A 24,298-nucleotide genomic window follows, 5' to 3' on the forward strand; every position below is an offset into this window, starting at 1 on the left:
AGGCCGTCCTGGTCATGCCGCACACCACCCCCGGCGTGAAGGTCGAGCGGTGCATCGCGCTCGGCGCCGAGGTCGTCTACGTCGAGCCGACCGGGCAGGCCCGCGCCGAGACCGCCGGCAAGCTCGCCGCCGCGCACGGCTTCACGCTGATCCCGCCCTACGACGACGCGCGCGTCATCGCCGGGCAGGGCACGGTCGGGCTGGAGATCGTCAAGGACCGCCCGGACGTCGACGTCGTGCTCGTCCCGATCAGCGGCGGCGGCCTCATCGCCGGCGTCGCCGCCGCCGTGAAGGCGCTGCGCCCCGAGGCGAAGGTGATCGGCGTCGAGCCCGAACTGGCCGCCGACGCCCGCGACTCCCTGGCCGCGGGACGCCCCGTCACCTGGGACGCCGAGAAGACCGGCCGCACCCTCGCCGACGCGCTGCGCGTCCAGCGGGTCGGCGACCTGCCGTTCGCCCACCTGCGCGCCCACGTGGACGGCATCGTCACCGTGACCGAGGACGAGATCCGCCGCGCGATGCGCCGGCTGGCCCGCGAGGCCCGCCTGATCGCCGAGCCGGGCGGCGCCGTCGCCACCGCCGCCTACCTGGACCGCCGCGCCGAACTGCCCGAGGGGCGCACCTACGTCTCCGTCCTGTCCGGCGGCAACGTCGACCCGGCGCTGCTCCTGGACGTCCTGAGGTGACCCCGGGGACGGAGCGCGCGGGACCGGGGTTAACCTCGAAGGGTCATGCGCTCCGTCATCCTCTACACCCTCGCGCGGGCCGCGATCTTCGCGGCGACCGCGGGTGTGCTGGCGCTCTTCGGCGCCCGCGGCTTCCTGCTCCTGCTGCTGGCCCTGCTGATCAGCGGCATCGTCAGCTACGTACTGCTGTCCGCGCAGCGCGACCGCATGTCCGCCGCCGTCACCCGCGGCGTCCGCAGCGGACGGACGAAGTACGAGAAGTCCCTCACCAAGGAAGACGCGTGACGGCTTCCGCCGGGCCGTCGCGCCCGTAGGGAACCAAGGGGGACCACGGGCGCGCACGGGTCCGGGCAGTCTCTAGGCTGGAGGCATGACCCGCGCCTCTCTTGACAAGCAGCCGGCCGACGTGGCGGCGATGTTCGACGGCACCGCCGAGCGGTACGACCTGCTGAACACGCTGATGACCGGCGGGCAGGACCGGCGGTGGCGGCGGGAGGTCGTGCGGGCGCTGGACGCGCGGCCGGGCGAGCGGATCCTCGACCTCGCGGCGGGGACGGGCACGTCCTCGGTGCCGTTCGCGGAGGCGGGCGCCGACACGGTGGCCTGCGACTTCTCCCTCGGGATGCTGCGCGTCGGGGTGCGCCGGCAGGAGGGCGTGCGGGGGCTGAGCTTCGTGGCCGGCGACGCGCTGTCGCTGCCGTTCGCGGACGGCTCGTTCGACGCCGTCACGATCTCCTTCGGGCTGCGCAACGTCGCCGACACCGTGAAGGCGCTGCGCGAGCTGCGCCGTGTCGCGCGGCCGGGCGGGCGGCTGCTGGTGTGCGAGGTGAGCCACCCCCCGAACGCGCTGCTGGCGCTCGGGCACAAGGCGCACCTGAAGTACGGGCTGCCGCTGCTGGCGCGGGTCAGCTCCAATCCCGACTCCTACCGCTACCTCGCCGAGTCGACGCTCGCCTGGCCCGACCAGGCGGGGCTGGCGCGGCTCATCCAGGACGCCGGCTGGGACGCGGTGCGGTGGCGCGACCTCACGTTCGGGGTGGCCGCGATGCACCACGCGGTCAATCCCGGCTGATCGCGGCGGCGGGTGGTTCGGACCGGTCCAAAGTCAGACCGACCCAGAAGTACCCACCAGTCGTGATAAAGGAATAGACTCCCCTGTCGGATCCTTGTGAAGTGCTTCACAAGCGAACGAGCTGAAGAGGAACGCCGTGACCGACTCCACCCGACACGCGGACGTGATCGTCGTCGGGGCAGGCCCCGCCGGATCGTCGACCGCCTACTGGTTGGCGCAGGCCGGCCTGGACGTGTACCTGCTGGAGAAGGCCGTCTTCCCGCGGGACAAGATCTGCGGTGACGGGCTCACCCCCCGCGCCGTCCGCGCCCTCATCGGCATGGGCGTCGACATCAACGACCCGGGCTGGGGCCGCAACCGGGGGCTGCGCATCTACGGCGGCGGCGTCAAGGTCGAGCTGCCCTGGCCGGAGCTCGCGTCCTTCCCCGACTTCGGGCTCGTCCGCAAGCGCACCGACCTCGACCAGCTGCTCGCCGAGCACGCCGCGAAGGCCGGCGCGCGGCTGCTGCAGGGCTGCAACGTGACCGGTCCCATCCTGGACGAGCGCACCGACCGCATCGTCGGCGTCACCGCCGTCCTCGACGGCGAGGAGACGGAGTTCCGCGCGCCGCTCGTCGTCGCCGCCGACGGCAACTCCACCCGGCTGTCGCTCGCCATGGGGCTGCGGCGGCGCGAGGACCGGCCGATGGGCGTCGCGGTCCGCCGCTACTTCCAGTCGCCGCGCCACGACGACGACTTCATGGAGGCGTGGCTCGAACTCTGGGACGGCGAGCGCCTCCTGCCCGGCTACGGCTGGGTGTTCGGCGTCGGCGACGGCACGTCCAACGTCGGCCTCGGCCTCCTCAACACCAGCAAGGCGTTCCAGAACGTCGACTACCGGGGCATGCTGAAGCGCTGGTGCGCGCAGATGCCCGAGGACTGGCAGTTCGACGAGGAGCACGCCACCTCCAAGATCCGCGGCGCGGCGCTGCCGATGGGCTTCAACCGGCAGCCGCACTACACCCGGGGCATGCTGCTCGTCGGCGACGCCGGCGGCATGATCAACCCGTTCAACGGCGAGGGCATCGACTACGCGCTGGAGTCCGGCCGGCTGGCCGCCGACATCATGGTGCAGGCGCTCGCCCGCCGCACCCCGGCGCAGCGCGAGCGGACCCTCTACGAGTACCCGCGCATCCTGAAGGACGAGCACGGCGGCTACTTCACCCTCGCGCGCGTCTTCGTGCAGGCGATCGGCGACCCGCGCGTCATGAAGTTCCTGACCTCGCACGGCCTGCCGCACCCGACGCTGATGCGCTTCACGCTCAAGCTCCTGGCCAACCTGACCGACCCCAAGGGCGGGGACGCGATGGACCGGGTCATCAACGCGATGCAGAAGGTGGCGCCGGCGGCATGAGCGAACCCCGTACGACGCTCCTGATCGAGCTGATCGAATTGAAGCTTCCGCAGGTGAGCGGACTACAGTGCAGTACCCGAGCCCCTGAGGGGAGCGCTATTGATCACCTTGGTTAGGGTGGCGGGTCGCCGGCGGCCCGTCCCGTACAACGTCGTACGTCCCGAGGAGAGGTCGTAGAGGCATGGATCTCTATATTCCGATCATCGTGCTCGGGGTGCTCGCCTTCGCCTTCGCGGCGGGCTCGGTGCTGATGGCCGCGTTCACCGGGCCGAAGCGGTGGAACCGCGCCCGGCTGGACGCCTACGAGTGCGGCATCGAGCCGACTCCGCAGCCGGTCGGCGGCGGGCGTTTTCCGATCAAGTACTACCTGACGGCGATGCTGTTCATCGTCTTCGACATTGAGATCATCTTCCTTTACCCCTGGGCGGTCGCGTTCGACCGGATGGGGCTCTTCGGCCTTGTCGAGATGGTCCTTTTCATCGTCACCGTGCTCGTGGCGTACGCCTACATCTGGCGGCGCGGCGGTCTGGAGTGGGACTGACATGGGTCTAGAGGAGAAACTCCCGAGCGGGTTCCTGCTGACCACGGTCGAGCAGGTCGCGGGATGGGCGCGCAAGAGCTCGGTGTGGCCGGCGACGTTCGGCCTCGCGTGCTGCGCGATCGAGATGATGGCGACCGGGGACCCCCGGCACGACTTCTCCCGGTGGGGGATGGAGCGTGCCTCGGCGACGCCGCGGCAGGCCGACCTGATGATCGTCGCGGGCCGGGTGAGCCAGAAGATGGCGCCGGTGCTGCGGCAGATCTACGACCAGATGACCGAGCCCAAGTGGGTCATCGCGATGGGCGTGTGCGCCTCGTCCGGCGGCATGTTCAACAACTACGCGATCGTGCAGGGCGTGGACCACGTCGTCCCGGTCGACATCTACCTGCCGGGCTGCCCGCCGCGGCCGGAGATGCTGCTGGACGCGATCCTGAAGCTGCACGACAAGATCCAGAACACCAAGCTCGGGCCGCAGCGGCAGAAGCAGATCGCCGAGCTGGAAGAGGCCAAGCGCCGCCAGCTCCCGCTCCTGGGTCAGGGGGCCTAGATGAGTTCCGAGCACCCCGAGCAGAAGGCCGAGCAGGCCGCCGACCAGCTTCCCGCGCAGGCCGAGGAGGAGCGCCGGGAGCAGCCGATCGCCCGCAAGGGCATGTTCGGCGCGAAGACCACCGGCGACACCTCCGGCTACGGCGGGCTGGTCGTCCGGCAGAGCCCGAAGGTGTCGGCGCCGCGCCCCTACGGCGGGCCCGGCGGCGCGGCCGAGCGCGGCGAGTTCGACGACATCGCCGACGAGCTGGAGCGGGCTCTGCGGGGTCCGGGGTCGTCCCCGGAGAAGACAGGGCCCGACTTCGGGGACGCGATCGAGCGGGTCGTCGTGCACCGCGGCGAGCTGACCTTCCACGTCAAGCGCGAGCACCTGCGCACGGTCGCCACGACCATGCGGGACGAGCCGTCGCTGCGCTTCGAGCTGTGCTCGGGCGTGTCCGGCGTGCACTACCCGAAGGACGAGGGCGCCGAGCTGCACGCGGTCGTGCACCTGCTGTCGATCACGCACAACCGGCGGGTCCGGCTGGAGGCGAGCTGCCCCGACGCCGACCCGCACATCCCCTCGCTCGTCCCGGTCTACCCGACGAGCGACTGGCACGAGCGCGAGACCTACGACTTCTTCGGGATCGTCTTCGACGGCCACCCGGCGCTGACGCGCATCGAGATGCCCGACGACTGGGTGGGGCACCCGCAGCGCAAGGACTACCCCCTGGGCGGCATCCCCGTCGAGTACCGAGGAGCGGAGATCCCGCCGCCGGACGAAAGGCGGTCGTACGTATGAGTTCGACGAAGTACACCGAGTACGACGCCTACGCCGCCGAGGAGGCGGCCGAGGGCAAGGTCTTCGACGTCAACGGGCAGGACTGGGACAAGGTCGTGTCCGCCGCCGAGGAGGCGGGCGACGAGCGGCTCGTCATCAACATGGGGCCGCAGCACCCGTCCACGCACGGCGTGCTCCGGCTGATCCTCACGCTCGACGGTGAGACGGTGAACGAGGCCCGGGTGGGCATCGGCTACCTGCACACCGGCATCGAGAAGAACATGGAGTTCCGCACCTGGACGCAGGGCACCACGTTCTGCACCCGGATGGACTACCTCGCCCCGCTGTTCAACGAGGCGGCGTACTGCCTGAGCGTGGAGCGGCTGCTCGGCATCGAGGACAAGATCCCGGAGCGGGCCCAGATCATCCGCGTGATGATGATGGAGCTGAACCGGATCTCCTCGCACCTGGTCGCGATCGCCACGTTCGGGCTGGAGCTCGGCGCGACGACCGTCATGCTGAACGGGTTCATCGAGCGCGAGTACACCCTCGACCTGTTCGAGGAGATCACCGGCCTGCGGATGAACCACGCCTACATCCGCCCCGGCGGCGTCGCGCAGGACCTCCCGAGCGGCGCCACCAGCAAGATCCGCGACTACCTGGACCGGATGCCGAAGCGGATCCAGGCGCTGCGCAAGCTGATGGACGACAACCCGGTCTTCAAGGCCCGCACGCAGAACATCGCGTACCTGGACCTGACCGGCTGCATGGCGCTCGGCATCACCGGCCCCGTGCTGCGCTCCACCGGCCTGCCGTGGGACCTGCGCAAGTCGCAGCCCTACTGCGGCTACGAGACCTACGACTTCGACGTCCCGACGCAGGACACCTGCGACGTGTACGGCCGCTACCTCGTCCGGATGGACGAGATGGAGCAGTCGCTGCGGATCGTCGAGCAGTGCCTGGACCGGCTGCAGTCGGTCAAGGGTCCGGTCATGATCGAGGACAAGAAGATCGGCTGGCCCGCGCAGCTCGCGATCGGCGCCGACGGCATGGGCAACTCGCCCCGGCACATCGCGCACATCATGGGCACCTCGATGGAGGCGCTGATCCACCACTTCAAGCTGGTCACCGAGGGCTTCCGGGTCCCGGCGGGCCAGGCGTACGCGCCGATCGAGTCGCCCCGCGGCGAGCTCGGCGCGCACGTGGTCAGCGACGGCGGCACCCGCCCGTACCGGGTCCACTTCCGCGAGCCGTCCTTCGTCAACCTGCAGGCCACCCCGGCGATGAGCGAGGGCGGCATGGTCGCCGACATCATCGCGGCCGTGGCCAGCATCGACCCGGTCATGGGGGGAGTGGACCGATGACGTACGAACCCGAGGTGCGCGAGCGGCTGGAGCGGGACGCCAAGGAGATCATGGGCCGGTACCCCCGGCCGCGGTCGGCGCTCCTGCCGATGCTGCACCTGGTGCAGTCGGTCGACGGCCACGTCACCCAGCACGGCGTGGAGTTCTGCGCCGAGATGCTCGGCATCACGCCCGCGCAGGTGATGGGCGTCGTCACGTTCTACACGCAGTACAAGCAGGAGCCGGTCGGCGACTACCACGTCGGCGTCTGCACCAACACGCTGTGCGCGATCATGGGCGGCGACCAGATCTGGGACGAGCTGAGCGCGCACACCGGCGTCGGCCACGACGAGGCCACCCCGGACGGCAAGATCAGCCTGGAGCGGGTCGAGTGCAACGCGGCCTGCGACTTCGCCCCCGTGGTGATGGTCAACTGGGAGTTCTTCGACAACATGACTCCCGCGAAGGCCAAGCAGCTCGTCGACGACCTGCGGCTGGGCAAGGACGTGCTCCCCTCGCGCGGGCCGAACCGCCTGGCCACCTGGCGGGAGGCGTCCCGCGTCCTCGCCGGGTTCCCCGACGGACTCGCCGGCGAGGGCGTCCAGGCCGGGCCGGAGTCGCTGGTCGGCCTGAAGCTCGCGCACGAGCGCGGGTGGGCGGCGCCGTCCGCCGACACGGGCCGCGAGCGCCCGGACGAGCCGGTCAAGCCCGAGCAGATCGCCGAGCCGCCGCACGAGCCCGGCAAGCCGATTCCGGGCGAGGCCAAGCCCGGCAGCCAGGAGGGACGGAACAAGTGACCACGCTGACCCCCGTCCTCACGAAGAACTGGGACCGCGCCGACTCCTTCACCCGGGCGGGCTACGAGCGCGACGGCGGCTACGCGGCGCTGCGCAAGGCGCTGCGGATGGAGCCGGACGAGATCGTCCAGGCGGTCAAGGACTCCGGGCTCCGCGGCCGCGGCGGCGCCGGGTTCCCCACCGGGATGAAGTGGGGCTTCCTGCCGCCGTCCAGCCCGAACCCGCGCTACCTCGTCGTCAACGCCGACGAGTCCGAGCCGGGCACGTGCAAGGACATCCCGCTGATGATGGCGAACCCGCACGTCCTCGTCGAGGGCGTCATCATCAGCGCGTACGCGATCAAGTCGAGCCACGCGTTCATCTACGTGCGCGGCGAGGTCCTGCACGTCATCCGCCGCCTCCAGCAGGCGGTGGCGGAGGCGTACGAGGCCGGCTACATCGGCAAGGACATCCTCGGCTCCGGCTACGACCTCGACGTGGTCGTGCACAGCGGCGCCGGCGCCTACATCTGCGGCGAGGAGACGGCGCTGCTCGACTCCCTCGAGGGGTTCCGCGGCCAGCCCAGGCTGAAGCCTCCCTTCCCCGCGGTCGCGGGCCTGTACGGCGGCCCGACTGTCATCAACAACGTCGAGTCGATCTCCTCGGTTCCCTCGATCGTCGAGAACGGGCCGGAATGGTTCGCCTCGATGGGCACCGAGAAGTCGCAGGGCTTCGGGATCTTCTCACTGTCCGGGCACGTCACCCGGCCCGGCCAGTACGAGGCGCCGCTCGGCATCACGCTGCGGGAGCTGCTCGACATGGCGGGCGGCATCCGGGAGGGCCACCGGCTGAAGTTCTGGACGCCCGGCGGGTCGTCCACGCCGATCTTCACCGATGAGCACCTGGACGTGCCGCTGGACTTCGAGTCCGTCGGCGCCGCCGGGTCCATGCTCGGCACCCGGGCGCTGCAGATCTTCGACGAGACGACCTGCGTCGTCAGGGCGGTGCTGCGCTGGTCGGAGTTCTACGCGCACGAGTCGTGCGGCAAGTGCACGCCGTGCCGCGAGGGCACCTACTGGTACAAGCTGATGCTCAAGCGGCTCGAGGCGGGCGACGGCACCGAGGAGGACCTGGAGACCCTGCTGGACATCTCCGACAACATCCTCGGCCGCGCGTTCTGCGCCCTCGGCGACGGCGCGACCAGCCCGGTCGTGTCGTCGATCAAGCTGTTCCGGGACGAGTACCTCCAGCACTTCGAGCAGGGCGGCTGCCCGTTCGACCCGGCCAAGTCCACCCTCTGGGGAGGTGCCAAGTGACCGTCACCGACGACAAGTCGGCGGTGGAGAAGGTCGAGATGGTCTCCTGCACCATCGACGGCTTCGAGATCGAGGTGCCGAAGGGCACGCTGATCATCCGGGCCGCCGAGCTGCTCGGCATCCAGATCCCCCGGTTCTGCGAGCACCCGCTGCTCGACCCGATCGGGGCGTGCCGGCAGTGCCTGGTGGAGATCCCGGACGCCGGCAACGGCCGCGGGATGCCGAAGCCGCAGGCGTCCTGCACCACCGCGGTGATGCCGGGCATGGTCGTCAAGACCCAGCTCACCTCGCCGGTGGCCGACAAGGCCCAGCACGGCATCATGGAGTTCCTGCTCATCAACCACCCGCTGGACTGCCCGGTCTGCGACAAGGGCGGCGAGTGCCCGCTGCAGAACCAGGCGATGTCGAACGGGCGCGGCGAGACCAGGTTCCAGGAGACCAAGCGCACCTGGCCGAAGCCGATCCCGCTGTCCAGCCAGGTGCTGCTGGACCGGGAGCGGTGCATCCAGTGCACCCGCTGCACCCGGTTCTCCGAGCAGATCGCCGGCGACCCGTTCATCGACCTGTTCGAGCGGGGCGCCAAGGAGCGGGTCGCGGTCGCCGACGACCGGCCGTTCCACTCCTACTTCTCCGGCAACACCGTGCAGATCTGCCCGGTGGGAGCGCTCACCGGCACCGCGTACCGGTTCCGGTCCCGGCCGTTCGACCTCGTGTCGCAGCCGAGCGTCTGCGAGCACTGCGCGTCCGGCTGCGGGCTGCGCACCGACCACCGGCGCGGGAAGGTCACCCGCCGGCTGGCCGGCGACGAGCCGCAGGTCAACGAGGAGTGGAACTGCGACAAGGGCCGCTGGGCGTTCACCTACACCACGCAGCCCGACCGGCTCACCACGCCGCTCGTCCGGAACGAGGACGGGGTGCTGGAGCCGGCGTCGTGGCCCGAGGCGCTGACGGTCGCGGCGCGCGGCCTCGCGGCGGCGCACGGCTCGGCCGGCGTGCTGGCCGGCGGCCGCGTCACCCTTGAGGACGCCTACGCCTACGCCAAGTTCGCCCGGGTCGCGCTCGGCACCAACGACGTCGACTTCCGGGCCCGGCCGCTGTCGGACGAGGAGTCGCGGTTCCTCGCCTCGTCGGTCGCGGGACGCTCCATCGAGGTGTCCTACGCCGACCTGGAGAAGGCGCCCGCCGTCCTCCTCGCCGGGTTCGAGCCGGAGGAGGAGTCGCCGATCGTGTTCCTGCGGCTCCGCAAGGCGTACCGCAAGAACCGGCTGAAGGTGTACGCCGCCGCCCCGTTCGCGACCCGCGGGCTGGGCAAGGTCGGCGGGACGCTGCTGCCGACGGCGCCCGGCGCGGAGGCCGAGACCCTCGGCTCCCTGATCGGGGACGACGCCCGCTCCGACGTCCGGACGCTGCTGGAGACGCCGGGCGCGGTGATCCTGGTCGGCGAGCGGCTCGCCGCCAGCCCGGGCGCGCTGACCTCGGCGGTCCGGGTGGCGCAGGTGACCGGCGCGAAGCTCGCGTGGGTGCCGCGCCGGGCCGGGGAGCGCGGCGCGGTGGAGGCCGGGGCGCTGCCCGGGCTGCTGCCGATCGGCCGCCCCGTCGCCGACCCGGCCGCGCGCGCCGAGGTCGCCCGCACCTGGGGCGTCGCGGAACTGCCCGCCGACCCCGGTGAGGACACCGCCGGCATCATCGCCGCGGCGGCGCAGGGCCGCCGGGGCGCGCTGCTCGTCGGCGGCGTCGACCCCTACGACCTGCCCGACCCGGACGCGATGCTCCGGGCGCTCGACGCGACCCCGTTCGTGGTGAGCCTGGAGCAGCGGCCGAGCGCGGTCACCGACCGCGCCGACGTGGTGCTGCCGGTCGCGGCCGTCGCGGAGAAGGCCGGCACGTTCGTCGACTGGGAGGGCCGCGGCCGCCCGTTCGACATCGTGCTGAAGCCGGCCGGGAAGATGTCCGACCTGCGGGTGCTGGACGCGCTCGCCGACGAGATGGACGTCCATCTGGGCCTGCCCGGCCCGGAGGCGGCGCGCCGCGAGCTGACCGGCCTCGGCGCGTACCGCGGCGAGCGTCCGGACGCGCCGAACGTGGCGCAGGAGCTGCCGCCGCACCCCGAGCAGGGCGAGGCGCTGCTCGCGACGTGGCGGCTGCTGCTGGACCGGGGCCGCCTGCAGGACGGGGAGCCGTTCCTCGCGGGCACCGCCAAGGCGGCCGTCGCCCGGCTGTCGCCCGCGACCGCCGCCGAGATCGGCGCGACCGGCGCGGTGACGGTGTCGGCGGCGCGCGGCGAGGTGACGCTGCCGCTGGAGATCACCCCGGACATGCCCGACCGGGTGGTGTGGCTGCCGACGAACTCGGCCGGCTGCGCCCTCTACCGGGATCTGGGCGCCGCCGCGGGCGGCGTCGTCAAGATCGCGAGCGGGGTGCTCGCGAGCACCGCGCGGAACGTGGGAGGTGGCGAATGAGCCCGCTCGCCGCGGCGCCGGCCGCCCAGCCGCCGCTGCAGGACTTCGGGCACGACCCGTGGTGGCTGATCGGCGGCAAGGTCCTGGTCATCTTCGCGTTCCTCGTGGTGACCGTGCTGCTGACGATGTGGATCGAGCGGCGCGTCATCGGCCGGATGCAGCTGCGCGTCGGCCCGAACCGCGCCGGGCCCTTCGGCCTGCTGCAGGGCCTCGCCGACGGCGTCAAGCTGGCGCTGAAGGAGGACATCGTCCCCCGCCAGGTGGACAAGGTGGTGTTCATCCTGGCGCCGGTGATGGCGGCGGTGCCGGCCTTCATCTCGTTCATCATCATCCCGTTCGGCCCGACGGTGTCGATCTTCGGCCACCAGACGGCGCTGCAGGGCACCGACCTCCCGGTCGCGGTCCTGCTGGTCCTCGCGATGTCGTCGATGGGGATCTACGGCGTGGTGCTGGCCGGCTGGTCGTCGATGTCGCCGTACTCGCTGCTCGGCGGGCTCCGCTCGTCCGCGCAGATGATCTCCTACGAGATCGCGATGGGGCTGTCGTTCGTCGCGGTGTTCATGTTCGCCGGGTCGATGTCCACCTCGGAGATCGTCGCGGCGCAGCAGGACAAGTGGTTCGTGCTGCTGCTGGCGCCGTCCTTCATCATCTACGTGATCACGATGATGGGCGAGTCGAACCGCATCCCGTTCGACCTCCCCGAGGGCGAGGGCGAGATCGTCGGCGGCTTCCACACCGAGTACTCGTCGCTGAAGTTCGCGATGTTCTTCCTCGCGGAGTACATCAACCTCACGACGCTGTCGGCGCTCGCCACCACGATGTTCCTCGGCGGCTGGCGCGCGCCCGCGCCGATCTCCACGGTGTGGGCCGGGGCCAACTCCGGCTGGTGGCCGGTGCTGTGGTTCCTGATCAAGATCTTCCTGTTCATCTTCTTCTTCATCTGGCTGCGCGGCACGCTGCCGCGGGTCCGCTACGACCAGCTGATGAAGCTCGGCTGGAAGGTGCTGATCCCCGTCTCGCTCGGCTGGATCCTGCTGGTCGCCGCGATCCGCGCCTTCAAGAACGAGGGCTACGACATGCAGCAGATCGCGATCGGCACCGCGATCGCCGCCGCGGTCGTGCTGGTGGCGACGGTGATCTGGGAGATGGTCCGCGGCGGCGAGGACGGCAAGGAGATCGTCCCGGGCGCGGCGGAGGGGCCGCGCCCCGACCCGGCCGCCGGCGGGTTCCCGGTGCCGCCGCTGGACGCGCCCCACTACCACGGCCGCGCCCGCGAGCCGGTCCGGCCCGCCACGATCGAAACCCCTCCTGAGGAGGTCACCAGTGGGACTCACTGATTTCCTGAACCCGGTCAAGGGGTTCGGGGTCTCGTTCCACCAGATGTTCATGAAGAGCGAGACCGTTCAGTACCCCGAGGTGAAGAAGCCGACCGCCCCGCGCTTCCACGGGCGGCACCAGCTGAACCGGTGGCCGGACGGGCTGGAGAAGTGCATCGGCTGCGAGCTGTGCGCGTGGGCCTGCCCGGCGGACGCGATCTTCGTCGAGGGCGCCGACAACACCGAGGACGAGCGGTACTCGCCCGGTGAGCGGTACGGCCGCACGTACCAGATCAACTACCTGCGCTGCATCCTCTGCGGGCTGTGCATCGAGGCGTGCCCCACCCGGGCGCTCACGATGACCAACGAGTACGAGCTCGCCGACGACAGCCGGGAGAGCCTGATCTACACCAAGGACATGCTGCTCGCGCCGCTGCGCGAGGGCATGGAGACGCCGCCGCACGCCATGCGGCTCGGCGACACCGAGGAGGACTACTACCGCCTCGGCCTCCAGTCCGACGAGTCGCCGGCCGGGCCGGCCGAGGGCGGTGAGGGCAGATGAGCGCCGCGCACGTCCTCGCCGCCGAGGTCGCCGACAAACAGTCGGGCGAGCCGTTCTTCTTCTGGCTGCTCGCCGTGGTGTCGGTCGCCGGCGCGCTCGGCATGATCTTCGTGCGGAAGGCGGTGCACTCGGCGCTGCTGCTGGCGACCGTGATGCTCAGCCTCGCCGCGCTGTACGCGATCCAGAACGCGCCGTTCCTGGCCTTCGTCCAGGTGATCGTCTACACCGGCGCGGTGCTGATGCTGTTCCTGTTCGTGATGATGGTCGTCGGGGTCAGCTCCACCGATTCGCTGGTGGAGACGATCCGGGGCCAGCGCTTCTGGGGCGTGATCGCCGCGATCGGGTTCATCGCCCTGCTGACCGCGGGCCTCGGCAACGCGGCGCTCGGCGACTCGGCGGGCCTGAACCAGGCCAACGCCGAGGGCAACGTCGTCGGCCTGGCCCGGCTGCTGTTCTCCAAGTACGTGTTCGCGTTCGAGGCGACCAGCGCCCTGCTGATCACCGCGGCGCTGGGCGCGATGGTGCTGGCGCACCGGGAGCGCACCGAGCCGAAGCCGACCCAGAAGGACCTGTCCAAGGGCCGCTTCCTCAGCGGCGACCACCCGGGCCCGCTGCCGGGCCCCGGCACCTACGCCCGGCACAACGCCGTCGACATGCCGGCGCTGCTCCCGGACGGGACGCCGTCGGAGCTGTCGGTCAACCCGGTCATCGCGGCCCGCACCGACACCGCCGCGCGGCACGCCGACCTGCACGGCGGCACCGAGGAGGAGGCGATGGAGCGGGACGTGGCGGAGGTCAGGGCGGTCACCGCCGAGGCCGCCGAGGCCGACGCCGAGGAGCGCTCCGTCAAGTCGGGGACGCCGGCCGCGGGCGGCGGCGCGAGTGAAGGCGAGGCTGGTCAATGAGTCCGGGGCACTACCTGGCTCTCTCGGCGATCCTGTTCACCATCGGAGCGCTCGGCGTCCTCGTGCGGCGCAACGCGCTCGTGGTGTTCATGTGCATCGAGCTCATGCTGAACGCGACGAACCTGGCGTTCGTCTCGTTCTCCCGCATGCACGGCAACCTCGACGGCCAGATCATCGCGTTCTTCGTGATGGTGGTGGCCGCCGCGGAGGTCGTGGTGGGCCTCGCGATCATCATGACCATCTTCCGGACCCGCAGGTCCTCGTCGGTCGACGACGCGAACCTGCTGAAGTACTGAGAGGTCGGGAATGCAAGCGGAAGGCATCCAGGCCGCGTCCTGGCTTCTCATCGCGCTCCCGCTCGCGGGCGCCGCGATCCTCCTGCTCGGGGGGAGGCGCACCGACAAGTGGGGACACCTGCTCGGCGTCACCATGTCGGTCGCGTCGTTCGCGGTGGGCGTCGCGATGTTCGCCCAGATGCTCGGGTACGACGCCGCGGAGCGGCGACGCACCCTGCACCTGTGGGACTTCATCGACGTGGGCTCGTTCAAGGTCGGCATGGACCTGCTGGTGGACCCGCTGTCCATCAGCTTCGTCCTGCTGATCACCGGGGTGGGCTCGCTCATCCACATCTACTCCATCGGCTACATGGCCGAGGACCCCCATCGCCGCAAGTTCTTCGCGTACCTGAACCTGTTCGTCGCGGCGATGCTGCTGCTGGTGCTGGGCAACAACTACCTGGTCATGTTCCTCGGCTGGGAGGGCGTGGGTCTCGCGTCCTACCTGCTGATCGGGTTCTGGCAGCACAAGCCGACCGCGGCCACCGCGGCGAAGAAGGCGTTCGTCGTCAACCGCGTCGGCGACATGGGGCTGATCATCGCGATCGCGCTGATGTTCGCGACGTTCGGCACCATCGACTACGGGCCGATCCTCGGGCTCGGCCCCGAGCACGCCGGCCTCGCGAACCAGCTGAGCTCCGGCACCGCCACCGCGATCGGGCTGCTCCTGCTGCTCGGCGCGTGCGGCAAGTCGGCGCAGCTGCCGCTGCAGTCCTGGCTGCTGGACGCCATGGAGGGCCCGACCCCGGTGTCGGCGCTCATCCACGCCGCCACGATGGTGACGGCGGGCGTCTACCTGATCGTCCGGTCCGGGCCGATCTTCGAGATGTCGGAGACCGCGCAGCTCGTCGTGACGATCGTCGGCGCGGCCACGCTGCTCGCCGGTGCGATCATCGGTTGCGCGAAGGACGACATCAAGAAGGCCCTCGCCGGGTCGACGATGTCGCAGATCGGCTACATGACGCTGGCCGCCGGGCTCGGCAAGGCCGGGTACGTCTTCGCCATCGCGCACCTCATCGCGCACGGCTTCTTCAAGGCGGGCCTGTTCCTCGGCGCCGGCTCCGTCATGCACGGCATGAAGGACGACGTGAACATGCGCCACTACGGCGCGCTGCGCGGCGTCATGATGGCCACCGCGGTGACGTTCGGGCTCGGGTACCTCGCGATCATCGGGTTCCCGTTCCTGTCCGGCTGGTTCACCAAGGACGCGATCATCGAGGCCGCGTTCAACAAGGGCGGCACGTCCGGGGCGATCCTCGGCACCTGCGCGGTGGTCGGCGCGGCCGTCACCGCCTACTACATGTCGCGCGTCATGTTCATGACGTTCTTCGGCGAGAAGCGCTGGGCGGACGACGTCCACCCGCACGAGTCGCCGAAGGTCATGACGATCCCGCTGATGCTGCTCGCGGTCGGCTCCGTCGCCGCCGGCGGGTTCCTGATCCTCGGCGGGTTCGCCGACTTCCTGGAGCCGGTCGTCGGGGCGCCCGAGCACGAGCACGAGTTCGCGTTCATCACCGGCCCGGGCGTCGCGGTCTTCGTCCTGATGATCGCCGGCGCCGTGATCGCGTGGCGGCAGTACGGCGCCCGCAAGGTGCCGCGCGAGGCGCCCAAGGGCTCGTTCGTCACCGTCGCGGCCCGCAAGGACCTGTACGGCGACGCGATCAACGAGTCGCTGCTCATGCGTCCCGGCCAGTGGCTGACCCGCCTCGCGGTCTGGTTCGACGGGCGCGGCGTCGACGGCCTCGTCAACGGCACGGCCGCCGGGGTCGGCGGCAGTTCGGGCCGGCTCCGCCGCGTCCAGACCGGCTTCGCCCGTTCGTACGCACTCTCGATGCTGGGCGGCGCGGCCCTCGTGGTCGCGGCGCTCCTGGTGGTGAACGTTTCATGAGCGACTTTCCCTGGCTGAGCGTCCTCATCGGACTGCCACTGGTGGGCGCGCTGCTGCTCATCGCCATCCCGCGCCAGCGGGAGGCGCTGGTCAAGCAGTTCGCGCTCGGCGTCTCCGTCCTCGTCGCGGTGCTCACCGGCGTCATGGCGGCGGGCTTCGACGCGGGCGGGGCGCGCTTCCAGTTCGAAGAGAAGTACTGGTGGATCAAGGAGTTCGGGGTCCACTGGGCGCTCGGGGTCGACGGCGTCGCGCTGACGCTGATCCTGCTGTCGGTCATCCTCGTCCCGCTGGTCATGCTGGCCTCCTGGAACGAGGCGGACCGCTCCGGCGGCACCGACGTGCCGGCGAAGCGGTCGGTGAAGACCTACTTCGCGCTGCTGCTGTCGCTGGAAGCGGCCATGATCGGCGTCTTCGCGGCGACCGACGTGTTCCTCTTCTACGTCTTCTTCGAGGCGATGCTGATCCCGGTGTACTTCATCATCGGGTCCTACGGCGGCGCGCAGCGCTCCTACGCCGCGGTGAAGTTCCTGCTGTACTCGCTGTTCGGCGGGCTGCTGATGCTCGTCGCGGTCATCTGGCTGTACCCGCTGTCGGCCAAGTCCGTCGCGGACGGCGGCCTCGGCCACGGCACGTTCATGTTCGACGAGCTGTCGAAGATGAACATCGACCCGACGACGGCGAAGTGGCTGTTCCTCGGCTTCTTCGTCGCGTTCGCGATCAAGGCGCCGATGGTGCCGGTGCACACCTGGCTGCCGGACGCGGCGCAGCAGTCCCCGGCCGGGGCGCTGGTGCTGATCGTCGGCGTGCTGGACAAGGTCGGCACCTACGGGATGCTCCGGTTCTGCCTGGAGCTGTTCCCCGGCGCGGCCAAGTGGGCGACGCCGGCGGTGCTCGTGTTCGCGGTCGTCAGCATCATCTACGGCGCGATCCTCGCGATCGGGCAGGTCGACATGAAGCGGCTGATCGCCTACACGTCGATCTCCCACTTCGGGTTCATCGTGCTCGGCATCTTCGCGATGACGTCGCAGGCCCAGTCCGGCGCGGCGCTCTACATGGTGAACCACGGGTTCTCCACCGGCGCGCTGTTCCTGATCGTCGGGTTCCTGATCGTCCGGCGGAAGTCGGCGCGGATCTCCGACTTCGGCGGCGTGCAGAAGGTCGCCCCGGTGCTCGCCGGGACGTTCCTGATCGCCGGCCTGTCCGGGCTGTCGCTGCCCGGCCTGTCGCCGTTCGTGTCGGAGTTCCTGGTCGTGGTCGGCACGTTCAGCCGCTACCAGTGGGCCGCCGTCGCCTCCATCATCGCCATCGTGCTCGCCGCCATCTACATCCTCTGGATGTACCAGCGGACCATGGGCGGCCAGCCGGTGGCCGCGGTGGAGGGCATGAAGGACCTGTCCGCCCGGGAGAAGTGGGTCATCGCCCCGATCATCGCGATCATCGTGGCGATGGGCTTCTTCCCGCAGCCGGTGCTGCACGTGATCAACCCGTCGGTGGACCACACGCTGGCCAGGGTCGACCAGCACGACCCGGCGCCGGACATCACCGGTAACGTCGCCGAGAACGGAGCCCGTCCATGAGCACCTCCAGCCAGGTGAGCGCGGTCCTCGCGCAAGGGGGTGACATCCCCGCGCCGCACATCGAGTACGGGCAGATCGCCCCGCTGCTCCTGGTCCTCGGCGCCGCCGTCGTGGGCGTGCTCGTCGAGGCGTTCGTCGGCCGCAACGCGCGCTACTACGTGCAGGTCCCGCTCGCGTTCCTCGGCCTCGCCGGCGGTTTCGGCTGGACGGTCGCGCTCGCGTGGCGCGACAACCCGCACCACGTCGCGGCCGAGGGCGCGATCGGCGTGGACGGGCCGACGCTGTTCATCCAGGGCACCATCCTGCTGCTGGGGCTGGTCAGCCTGCTGCTGATCGCCGAGCGCGGCGGCCACGCGACCGGCGGGCACTTCGCCGCGCAGGCGTCCGCGCTGCCCGGCAGCGAGGCCGAGCAGCGGACCGCCGAGGCGGGGGTCACCCAGACCGAGGTGTACCCGCTGATGATGTTCGCCGTCGGCGGCATGATCATGTTCCCGGCGGCGAACGACCTGCTCACGATGTTCGTGGCGCTGGAGGTCATGTCGCTGCCGCTGTACCTGCTGTGCGGGCTCGCCCGCCGGCGGCGCCTCCTCTCCCAGGAGGCGGCGGTCAAGTACTTCCTGCTCGGCGCGTTCTCGTCGGCGTTCTTCCTGTACGGCGCGGCGCTGCTGTACGGGTACGCCGGGTCGGTGCGGCTGGCGGACATCTCCGCCGAGATCGGCAAGGACGCCGGCAACGAGACGCTGCTGCTCGCGGGCGCCGCGCTGCTGTCGGTCGGGCTGCTGTTCAAGCTCGGCGGCGTCCCGTTCCACATGTGGAAGCCGGACGTCTACCAGGGCGCCCCCACCCCGATCACGGCGCTGATGGCGTCCGGGACGGTCGTCGCCGCCTTCGGCGGGATCCTGCGGGTCTACTACGTGGCGTTCGAGACGCTGCGCTGGGACTGGCGGCCCCTCATGTGGGGTGTGGCGATTCTCACGATGGTCGCCGGGTCGATCATCGCGATCACGCAGACCGACATCAAGCGGATGCTGGCCTACTCGTCCATCGCGCACGCGGGCTTCCTGCTCATGGGCGTGATCGCCAGCTCCGCGAACGGCCTGTCGAGCACCCTGTTCTACCTGCTCGCCTACGGTTTCACCTCGGTCGGCGCGTTCGCCGTCGTCACGATGGTGCGGGACGCGGGCGGCGAGGCCGGGCACCTGTCCCGGTGGGCCGGGCTCGGCAAGCGCTCCCCGGTGGTCGCGGGCGTGTTCGCCTTCTTCCTGCTGGCGTTCGCGGGCATCCCGCTCACCAGCGGGTTCACCGGGAAGTTCGCGGTGTTCAAGGCCGCCGTCGAGGAGGGCGCGACGCCGCTGGTCATCGTCGCGGTCATCTCGTCCGCGGTCGCCGCGTTCTTCTACGTCCGGGTGATCGTGGTGATGTTCTTCAGCGAGCCGGACGCCGAGGGACCGGTCGTGGTGGCCGGGCCGGCGACCGCGGTAGCGGTGGCGCTCGGTGTGACGGCTACTGTGGTACTCGGCGTGATCCCGCAGCCGGTCCTGGACCTCGCGGGTCAGGCCACGACCCACATGTTCGTCCGTTAGGGAGTCTGGGTGAGCAACCCATCCGCGGAGAAGTCCGGCGGGCCGGCCGTCAAGGGGACCGGCCCGTTCGGGCTTCCCATCGACGCCGCGCTCGCGTCCGACGCCAAGGCGCGCCTGACCGACGTCGAGGCCCTGCTGCTCGACTGCGTGCGCGGCGAGGACCCGCTGCTCACCGAGGCTTCCGAGCACCTCGTCGAGGCGGGCGGCAAGCGGTTCCGGCCCATGCTGGTACTGCTCGCCTCCCACTTCGGCGACCCCGCCGCGGCCGGCGTGGTGCCCGCCGCCGTCGTCGTCGAGCTGACCCACCTCGGCACCCTCTACCACGACGACGTGATGGACGAGGCGACCGTCCGCCGCGGCCAGCAGTCCGCCAACTCGCGGTGGACGAACACCGTCGCGATCCTCACCGGCGACTACCTGTTCGCCCGCGCGTCCGATCTGCTCGCCGACCTCGGCCCGGAGGCGGTCCGCATCCAGGCCCGCGCGTTCGCGCGGCTCGTCCGCGGCCAGATCCAGGAGACGGTCGGCCCGGGCGAGGACGCCGACCCCCTCAAGCACTACCTCCAGGTCGTCGCCGACAAGACCGCGTCGCTCATCGCCGTCTCCGGGCAGTTCGGGGCGCTGCTGGCGGGCGCCCCGGCGCACGTCGTCGACACGGTCACCTCCGCCTGCGAGAAGATCGGCATCGCGTTCCAGCTGTCCGACGACATCCTCGACATCGACTCCGAGACCGAGGAGTCGGGCAAGACCCCCGGCACCGACCTCCGCGAGGGCATCCGGACGCTGCCGATGCACCACGTGCTCGCCGGCGTCGGCTCCGGCCCGGACGACGCCCGCCTCCGCGAGCTGCTCGTCCAGGACCTCACCGACGACGCGCTGCACGCCGAGGCGCTCGCCCTCCTGCGCGCCCACCCCGCGATGGACCGCGCCCGCGCCGACCTGCGCCGGTGGGCCGAGGACGCGCGCACCGAGCTCCTCACCCTCCCGGACGTCCCGGCCCGGGAGGCGTTCACCAACCTCTGCGACTACGTCGTCTCCCGCACCGGCTGACCTCCGTCGGCCGGTTCCGCCGGGCGGGTGCGTACCTCGCCGCCACCGCGATGCCCGAGTGTCATCGCGGTGGCCAGGGCGAGCGCGGCGAGCGCGCCGCCCAGCCACATGACGCCTTCCTCTCCCGCGGTGTCGGCGACGCGTCCGCCGGTCAGCGCTCCCAGCGAGATGGCGATGTTGAACGCGGCGACGAACAGCGCCGACACGGGTTCGGGTGCGTCGGGGGCGGCCCGCAGCAGCCAGTTCTGCAGGGTGACCGAGACGCCGCCGTAGGCGATGCCCCACAGCATCAGCAGCGCCACTGCCGGGAGCGGGTTCCGGCCTGCGACGGGGATCAGGAGGGCGGCGGGTGCGAGCAGCGCGGTGAGCGTGATCAGGGTGCGGCGCGGGTCGCGCGCTGAGGCCGTCCCGGCGGCGAAGTTCCCGGCGACGCCCGCGATGCCGTAGCCGAGCAGCAGGGTGCTGATCAGGCCGGCGTCCACGCCCGACACCCGCTCCAGGACGGGACGCACGTAGGTGTACGCCGCGAAGTGCCCGGTGACGAGCAGCATCGTGACCAGCAGCCCGGCCCGCACGGCGGGCACGCGCAGGAGCCCCGGCAGCCGCCGCAGACCCGCAGGGCCGGTGCCGGGCAGCGGTGGCAGCAGCACGGCCAGGGCCGCGCAGGCGGCGGCCGCGGACAGCCCCGCCGCGGCGAACGCGGCCCGCCAGCCGGCCAGGTCGCCGAGGAGTGTGCCGGCGGGGACGCCCACCACCGACGCCACCGCGATCCCGCCGAAGATGACCGAGGTGGCGGTGCCGACCGAGCGGGCCGGCACCAGCCGGACCGCCAGCCCGCCCGCGATCGCCCACACGCCGCCGATCGCGACGCCGACCAGGATCCGCGCGACCAGCAGCACCTCCAGGTTGGGCGCGGCGGCCGAGGCCAGGTCGGCGGCGGCCAGCAGGCCCGCCAGGACGGCCAGCACCGTCCGCCGGTCGTATCGGGCGGTCGCGGCGGGAAGCACGAGGGCGGACAGCGCGGCCACGAGGCCGGGCACGGTCATCGCCAGCCCGGCCGTGCCGGCGGACACCCCGAGGTCCGGGCCGATCGAGGTGAGCAGCCCGACCGGCAGCATCTCGCTGGTGACGACGAGGAACGTCGTCGCGGCGACCGCGACGACCGCGGGCCGGCCGCGCCGGGGCGCGGGAAGGGGAGCGTACGTCATGCTCACGACCCTGCTGCGCGGGCGCGCCGGGAACAACGGCGAAGTTCGCAACCTTGTATGAGCGAGACTGATCGATCACCGACCCGGAGGAGCGCGGTGCCCGAGATCGAGGCCCGGGAGCTGGAATGCTTCCTCGTCCTCAGCGAGGAGCTGCACTTCGGCCGCACCGCCGAACGCCTCTACCTCTCCCAGAGCCGCGTCAGCCAGCTGCTGCGCGCGCTGGAGCAGCGGGTCGGGGCCCGGCTCGTCGAGCGCACCAGCCGCCGGGTGCGGCTGACCCCGCTCGGCGCGAGCCTGCGGGACGAGCTGGAACCCGCGTACGCGGCCGTCCTCGGTGCCGTCGACCGGGCCAGGGCCGCCGCGCGCGGAGTCGGCGGCGTGCTGAGGGTCGGCTTCCTCGGCGTGCTGGACGAGGAGCTGATGGGCTTCGTCGCCGCGTTCGAGCGCGCCCACCCCGGCTCCGAGGTGCACACCGTCGAGGTGCCGCTCGCGGACCCGTTCGGCGCCGTCCGGGACGGAGACCTGGACGCCGCGATCGTGCTGGCGCCGGTGCGGGAGCGCGGCCTCGCCACCGGCCCGGTCTTCAACGAGGCGCCGCTGAGCCTCGCCGTCGCGGCCGGCCACCCGCTCGCGGACCGCCCGTCGGTGGACGCCGAGCAGCTCGCCGGGCACCCGCTGGTCAGGATCGCCGGCCCGGCGCCGCGCTACTGGCGGGAGGCGCAGTCGCCGGGGGTGACGCCCGGCGGGCGGCTGATCCCGTCCGGCCCGGCCGTCACCACGATCCAGGAGGCGCTCGCGCTGGTCGCCGTGGGGCGCGGGGCGATGCTGCTGTGCGTCCCGACCGCCCGCGTCCAGGCGCGCGGAGACATCGCCTTCGTCCCGGTCACCGGGCTGCCCCGCTCGGCGCTCACGCTCGTCTGGCGGCGGGAGCGCACCACCGCGACCCTCCGCGCCTTCGCCGCCGCCCTGACCGGCGGCCCGGACGCGGCAGGGGCCGGCGAGCGCGGCCTCCCGCTGCTCGCCGGCCCCGGCTGCGGCTAGACGTTCTGCGGTTCGGGCTCCTCGGTGACCCCGCGGGCCTTCATCGCGTGCAGGACGAGGTCGATGAGGACCTCCTTGCAGGAGTCGATGCTGCGGGCGTCGCAGAGCATGACGGGGACCTTGGGGCCCAGGTTCAGGGCCATCTGGATCTCCGCCAGGTCGTAGCGCTGCGCGCCCTCGAAGCAGTTGACGGCGACGATGAACGGCGTGCCGCGCCGCTCGAAGTAGTCGACCGACGGGAAGCAGTCCGACAGCCGGCGGGTGTCGGCGAGGACCACGGCGCCGAGCGCGCCGAGGACGACCTCGTCCCACATGAACCAGAAGCGCTCCTGGCCGGGGGTGCCGAACAGGTAGAGGACGTACTCGTTCCGCATCGTGATGCGGCCGAAGTCCATCGCGACCGTGGTGGTGCTCTTGCGCTCCACCCCGGACACGTCGTCCACGCCGATGCTCTGGTCGGTCAGGAGTTCCTCGGTGCGCAGCGGCTGCGTCTCGGAGACCGTGCCGACCATGGTGGTCTTGCCGACGCCGAAACCGCCCGCGATCACGATCTTGACCGCGGTGGGGAGCCGGCGGGCGCGCATGCCCCTAGAGGGCCCGGAGACCATCGATCACCGCCTTGTAGAGCCTGATGTCGTGCATGTCCGCCTCCGGTTCGGGTTCCTGCATGGAGACGAACCCCTTGTCGAGGAGGTCGCCGAGCATCACCCGCACGGTCGCGACGGGCAGGTTGAGATGGCCGGTGAGTTCGGCGACGGAGATGACGTTCTGGCAGAGCCGGAGGATCGCCAGGTGCTCGGGGCCGAGCCCGATCGCGGTGTCCGGCTCGGGGCCGGAGGCGACCACCAGCGTGATGAGGTCGAACTTGCCGCGGGTCGGCTCGATGCGGCCGCTCGTCATCACGTACGGGCGGACCATCGGGCCGGCGTGCTCGTCGAGCCAGCGCTCGGCCTCCGTCTCCGGGGGACGCGCCGGATCCTCCGACCAGAACTCGGGGGAGGGGTCCTCGGGCGGCATCATGTCGGGCGGCCCTCCGCGGCGCTCTCGGCACGGGACGGGGAGGTCAGGTGGTGGCCCATGCTCGTGACGAGCATCGCCATCTCGTAGGCGATGAGGCCGACGTCGGCGTCCTCGTCGGCCAGCACCGCGAGGCAGGCGCCCTTGCCCGCCACCGTCACCAGCATGAACTTGGTCTGCATCTCGATGATCGTCTGCCGGACGGGGCCGCCGCCGAACCGCGTCCCGGCGCCCTTGGCCAGGCTCTGGATGCCGGCGGCCACCGCGGCCAGGTGCTCGCCGTCGTCCTGGCCCATCCCCTCCGATGAGGCCATCAGGAGGCCGTCCGCGGACAGGACGACCGCGTTGTGGGCGTGCGGCACGCGGTGGACCAAGTCGTCCAGCAGCCAGCCCAGATCGGACGGCGAACCTGCCTTCTGCTTCACTGCTCGTCCTCGCCTTCCACTGCTTCGTTGCCGCGGGATTCGACCGCCGTCCTCGCAAGGCGGGTGCCGCGCTGGTAGGAACCCATGATTCGCTGGATCTCCTCGGGGGAGCGGCCGGGGACGTCCGGCTCGTCCGGCTCCTGCGCGACGACGGGCTCGTCGGTGCGCAGCGGCGCCGCGAGGTTCGCCTGCGGGACCCGGACGGGCAGGCCGGACGGGGTGGTGCTGTCGGTCACGGGTGGCTGGTCCTCCGGGTGGCTCGTCGCGGAATCCCCGCCGCCCGTCGCCGCGAGACCGCCGGGCGGAGCTGGTTCGCCCGGGGGACGCGACGGGGCGGGTGCACCGGCGGGAGCGGTCTGCGGGCCGGTGGTCTGGGGCCCGGTGGCCGTGGTGACGGTCTGCGGGCCGGTGGTGCGCGGTTCGGCGGCCTGTGGGCCGGTGGTGTTCGGGTCGGCCAGGGGGCCGGTGGTGTTCGGGTCGCCGCTCAGAGGGCCGGTGG

24 protein-coding genes and 1 pseudogene are annotated in these 24,298 nt (G+C 71.5%); 20 read left to right on the forward strand and 5 right to left on the reverse strand.

Annotation, left to right across the window (positions count from 1 at the left end):
- The 19 genes from ETD96_RS14270 to ETD96_RS14360 form a co-directional block, all read left to right on the forward strand.
- On the forward strand, positions 1 to 686 hold a 686-nt coding region (locus ETD96_RS14270; protein ID WP_138636817.1), incomplete at its 5' end, for a threonine ammonia-lyase.
- A 45-nt stretch (positions 687 to 731) separates the two neighbouring features.
- Positions 732 to 971, forward strand: coding sequence for a DUF4229 domain-containing protein (locus ETD96_RS14275; RefSeq protein ID WP_138636818.1), 240 nt, complete (start codon positions 732 to 734; stop codon positions 969 to 971).
- Between the two features lie 85 nt (positions 972 to 1,056).
- On the forward strand, positions 1,057 to 1,758 hold the full coding sequence (locus tag ETD96_RS14280) for a demethylmenaquinone methyltransferase (RefSeq protein WP_138636819.1): 702 nt from the start codon (positions 1,057 to 1,059) through the stop codon (positions 1,756 to 1,758).
- 136 nt (positions 1,759 to 1,894) lie between these two features.
- The gene (locus ETD96_RS14285) at positions 1,895 to 3,151 is read left to right on the forward strand and encodes a geranylgeranyl reductase family protein (protein WP_138636820.1); all 1,257 of its coding nucleotides are present in this window, start codon (positions 1,895 to 1,897) and stop codon (positions 3,149 to 3,151) included.
- A 181-nt stretch (positions 3,152 to 3,332) separates the two neighbouring features.
- Positions 3,333 to 3,692, forward strand: coding sequence for an NADH-quinone oxidoreductase subunit A (locus ETD96_RS14290; protein ID WP_138636821.1), 360 nt, complete (start codon positions 3,333 to 3,335; stop codon positions 3,690 to 3,692).
- 1 nt (position 3,693) lies between these two features.
- Positions 3,694 to 4,239, forward strand: coding sequence for a NuoB/complex I 20 kDa subunit family protein (locus tag ETD96_RS14295; protein ID WP_138636822.1), 546 nt, complete (start codon positions 3,694 to 3,696; stop codon positions 4,237 to 4,239).
- Entirely contained in the window at positions 4,240 to 5,019 is a 780-nt protein-coding gene (locus ETD96_RS14300; protein WP_138636823.1) for an NADH-quinone oxidoreductase subunit C, read from the forward strand.
- On the forward strand, positions 5,016 to 6,362 hold the full coding sequence (locus ETD96_RS14305; RefSeq protein WP_138636824.1) for an NADH-quinone oxidoreductase subunit D: 1,347 nt from the start codon (positions 5,016 to 5,018) through the stop codon (positions 6,360 to 6,362). Before ETD96_RS14300 ends, ETD96_RS14305 begins: the two co-directional genes overlap by 4 nt.
- The gene (gene nuoE, locus ETD96_RS14310) at positions 6,359 to 7,138 is read left to right on the forward strand and encodes an NADH-quinone oxidoreductase subunit NuoE (RefSeq protein ID WP_138636825.1); all 780 of its coding nucleotides are present in this window, start codon (positions 6,359 to 6,361) and stop codon (positions 7,136 to 7,138) included. The genes ETD96_RS14305 and nuoE overlap by 4 nt, the downstream gene beginning before the upstream one ends.
- Complete coding sequence (gene nuoF, locus ETD96_RS14315; protein ID WP_138636826.1) at positions 7,135 to 8,433, forward strand: NADH-quinone oxidoreductase subunit NuoF; 1,299 nt, start codon at positions 7,135 to 7,137, stop codon at positions 8,431 to 8,433. Before nuoE ends, nuoF begins: the two co-directional genes overlap by 4 nt.
- Complete coding sequence (locus ETD96_RS14320; protein WP_138636827.1) at positions 8,430 to 10,892, forward strand: NADH-quinone oxidoreductase subunit G; 2,463 nt, start codon at positions 8,430 to 8,432, stop codon at positions 10,890 to 10,892. The genes nuoF and ETD96_RS14320 overlap by 4 nt, the downstream gene beginning before the upstream one ends.
- The gene (gene nuoH / locus ETD96_RS14325; protein ID WP_138636828.1) at positions 10,889 to 12,229 is read left to right on the forward strand and encodes an NADH-quinone oxidoreductase subunit NuoH; all 1,341 of its coding nucleotides are present in this window, start codon (positions 10,889 to 10,891) and stop codon (positions 12,227 to 12,229) included. The genes ETD96_RS14320 and nuoH overlap by 4 nt, the downstream gene beginning before the upstream one ends.
- On the forward strand, positions 12,216 to 12,770 hold the full coding sequence (gene nuoI / locus ETD96_RS14330; protein WP_138636829.1) for an NADH-quinone oxidoreductase subunit NuoI: 555 nt from the start codon (positions 12,216 to 12,218) through the stop codon (positions 12,768 to 12,770). Before nuoH ends, nuoI begins: the two co-directional genes overlap by 14 nt.
- Positions 12,767 to 13,675, forward strand: coding sequence for an NADH-quinone oxidoreductase subunit J (locus ETD96_RS14335; protein WP_138636830.1), 909 nt, complete (start codon positions 12,767 to 12,769; stop codon positions 13,673 to 13,675). The genes nuoI and ETD96_RS14335 overlap by 4 nt, the downstream gene beginning before the upstream one ends.
- Positions 13,672 to 13,971 carry an NADH-quinone oxidoreductase subunit NuoK gene (nuoK, locus tag ETD96_RS14340; RefSeq protein ID WP_138636831.1) on the forward strand — a complete coding sequence of 100 codons (300 nt, stop codon included), beginning with the start codon at positions 13,672 to 13,674 and terminating at the stop codon, positions 13,969 to 13,971. The genes ETD96_RS14335 and nuoK overlap by 4 nt, the downstream gene beginning before the upstream one ends.
- Before the next feature lie 10 nt (positions 13,972 to 13,981).
- Complete coding sequence (gene nuoL, locus ETD96_RS14345) at positions 13,982 to 15,898, forward strand: NADH-quinone oxidoreductase subunit L (RefSeq protein WP_171069027.1); 1,917 nt, start codon at positions 13,982 to 13,984, stop codon at positions 15,896 to 15,898.
- On the forward strand, positions 15,895 to 17,475 hold the full coding sequence (locus tag ETD96_RS14350) for an NADH-quinone oxidoreductase subunit M (protein WP_138636832.1): 1,581 nt from the start codon (positions 15,895 to 15,897) through the stop codon (positions 17,473 to 17,475). Before nuoL ends, ETD96_RS14350 begins: the two co-directional genes overlap by 4 nt.
- Entirely contained in the window at positions 17,472 to 19,058 is a 1,587-nt protein-coding gene (gene nuoN, locus ETD96_RS14355) for an NADH-quinone oxidoreductase subunit NuoN (protein WP_138636833.1), read from the forward strand. Before ETD96_RS14350 ends, nuoN begins: the two co-directional genes overlap by 4 nt.
- A 9-nt stretch (positions 19,059 to 19,067) precedes the next feature.
- Complete coding sequence (locus ETD96_RS14360; protein ID WP_138636834.1) at positions 19,068 to 20,108, forward strand: polyprenyl synthetase family protein; 1,041 nt, start codon at positions 19,068 to 19,070, stop codon at positions 20,106 to 20,108.
- Here the strand turns inward: ETD96_RS14360 and ETD96_RS14365 are convergent.
- Positions 20,084 to 21,316: an MFS transporter gene (locus ETD96_RS14365; RefSeq protein WP_138636835.1), complete on the reverse strand. Its 1,233-nt coding sequence runs from the start codon at positions 21,314 to 21,316 to the stop codon at positions 20,084 to 20,086. The genes ETD96_RS14360 and ETD96_RS14365 overlap by 25 nt on opposite strands.
- Before the next feature lie 96 nt (positions 21,317 to 21,412).
- Here ETD96_RS14365 and ETD96_RS14370 point away from each other — a divergent pair, with 96 nt between their 5' ends.
- The gene (locus ETD96_RS14370; protein WP_138636836.1) at positions 21,413 to 22,357 is read left to right on the forward strand and encodes a LysR family transcriptional regulator; all 945 of its coding nucleotides are present in this window, start codon (positions 21,413 to 21,415) and stop codon (positions 22,355 to 22,357) included.
- Here the strand turns inward: ETD96_RS14370 and ETD96_RS14375 are convergent.
- The 4 genes and pseudogenes from ETD96_RS14375 to ETD96_RS44670 form a co-directional block, all read right to left on the reverse strand.
- A complete protein-coding gene (locus ETD96_RS14375) occupies positions 22,354 to 22,965 on the reverse strand; it encodes a GTP-binding protein (protein ID WP_138636837.1) in 612 nt (203 codons plus the stop codon). The genes ETD96_RS14370 and ETD96_RS14375 overlap by 4 nt on opposite strands.
- On the reverse strand, positions 22,946 to 23,377 hold the full coding sequence (locus tag ETD96_RS14380) for a DUF742 domain-containing protein (RefSeq protein WP_138636838.1): 432 nt from the start codon (positions 23,375 to 23,377) through the stop codon (positions 22,946 to 22,948). Before ETD96_RS14380 ends, ETD96_RS14375 begins: the two co-directional genes overlap by 20 nt.
- Positions 23,374 to 23,799, reverse strand: coding sequence for a roadblock/LC7 domain-containing protein (locus tag ETD96_RS14385; RefSeq protein ID WP_138636839.1), 426 nt, complete (start codon positions 23,797 to 23,799; stop codon positions 23,374 to 23,376). Before ETD96_RS14385 ends, ETD96_RS14380 begins: the two co-directional genes overlap by 4 nt.
- A pseudogene (locus ETD96_RS44670) lies at positions 23,796 to 24,298 on the reverse strand (nitrate- and nitrite sensing domain-containing protein); the annotation flags it as partial. The gene ETD96_RS14385 and the pseudogene ETD96_RS44670, both read right to left, overlap by 4 nt.

Origin of the sequence: Actinomadura geliboluensis, assembly GCF_005889745.1 — a bacterium.
In the GTDB taxonomy this organism is placed as follows: domain Bacteria; phylum Actinomycetota; class Actinomycetes; order Streptosporangiales; family Streptosporangiaceae; genus Spirillospora; species Spirillospora geliboluensis.

Coding starts and splice junctions, on each gene's coding strand:
- nuoE (WP_138636825.1), top strand. CDS start 6,359: ATGACGTACGAACCCGAGGTGCGCGAGCGGCTGGAGCGGGACGCCAAG.
- ETD96_RS14300 (WP_138636823.1), top strand. CDS start 4,240: ATGAGTTCCGAGCACCCCGAGCAGAAGGCCGAGCAGGCCGCCGACCAG.
- nuoK (WP_138636831.1), top strand. CDS start 13,672: ATGAGTCCGGGGCACTACCTGGCTCTCTCGGCGATCCTGTTCACCATC.
- ETD96_RS14275 (WP_138636818.1), top strand. CDS start 732: ATGCGCTCCGTCATCCTCTACACCCTCGCGCGGGCCGCGATCTTCGCG.
- ETD96_RS14295 (WP_138636822.1), top strand. CDS start 3,694: ATGGGTCTAGAGGAGAAACTCCCGAGCGGGTTCCTGCTGACCACGGTC.
- nuoL (WP_171069027.1), top strand. CDS start 13,982: ATGCAAGCGGAAGGCATCCAGGCCGCGTCCTGGCTTCTCATCGCGCTC.
- nuoH (WP_138636828.1), top strand. CDS start 10,889: ATGAGCCCGCTCGCCGCGGCGCCGGCCGCCCAGCCGCCGCTGCAGGAC.
- ETD96_RS14280 (WP_138636819.1), top strand. CDS start 1,057: ATGACCCGCGCCTCTCTTGACAAGCAGCCGGCCGACGTGGCGGCGATG.
- ETD96_RS14350 (WP_138636832.1), top strand. CDS start 15,895: ATGAGCGACTTTCCCTGGCTGAGCGTCCTCATCGGACTGCCACTGGTG.
- nuoN (WP_138636833.1), top strand. CDS start 17,472: ATGAGCACCTCCAGCCAGGTGAGCGCGGTCCTCGCGCAAGGGGGTGAC.
- ETD96_RS14335 (WP_138636830.1), top strand. CDS start 12,767: ATGAGCGCCGCGCACGTCCTCGCCGCCGAGGTCGCCGACAAACAGTCG.
- ETD96_RS14290 (WP_138636821.1), top strand. CDS start 3,333: ATGGATCTCTATATTCCGATCATCGTGCTCGGGGTGCTCGCCTTCGCC.
- ETD96_RS14375 (WP_138636837.1), bottom strand. CDS start 22,965: ATGGTCTCCGGGCCCTCTAGGGGCATGCGCGCCCGCCGGCTCCCCACC.
- ETD96_RS14305 (WP_138636824.1), top strand. CDS start 5,016: ATGAGTTCGACGAAGTACACCGAGTACGACGCCTACGCCGCCGAGGAG.
- ETD96_RS14380 (WP_138636838.1), bottom strand. CDS start 23,377: ATGATGCCGCCCGAGGACCCCTCCCCCGAGTTCTGGTCGGAGGATCCG.
- ETD96_RS14365 (WP_138636835.1), bottom strand. CDS start 21,316: ATGACGTACGCTCCCCTTCCCGCGCCCCGGCGCGGCCGGCCCGCGGTC.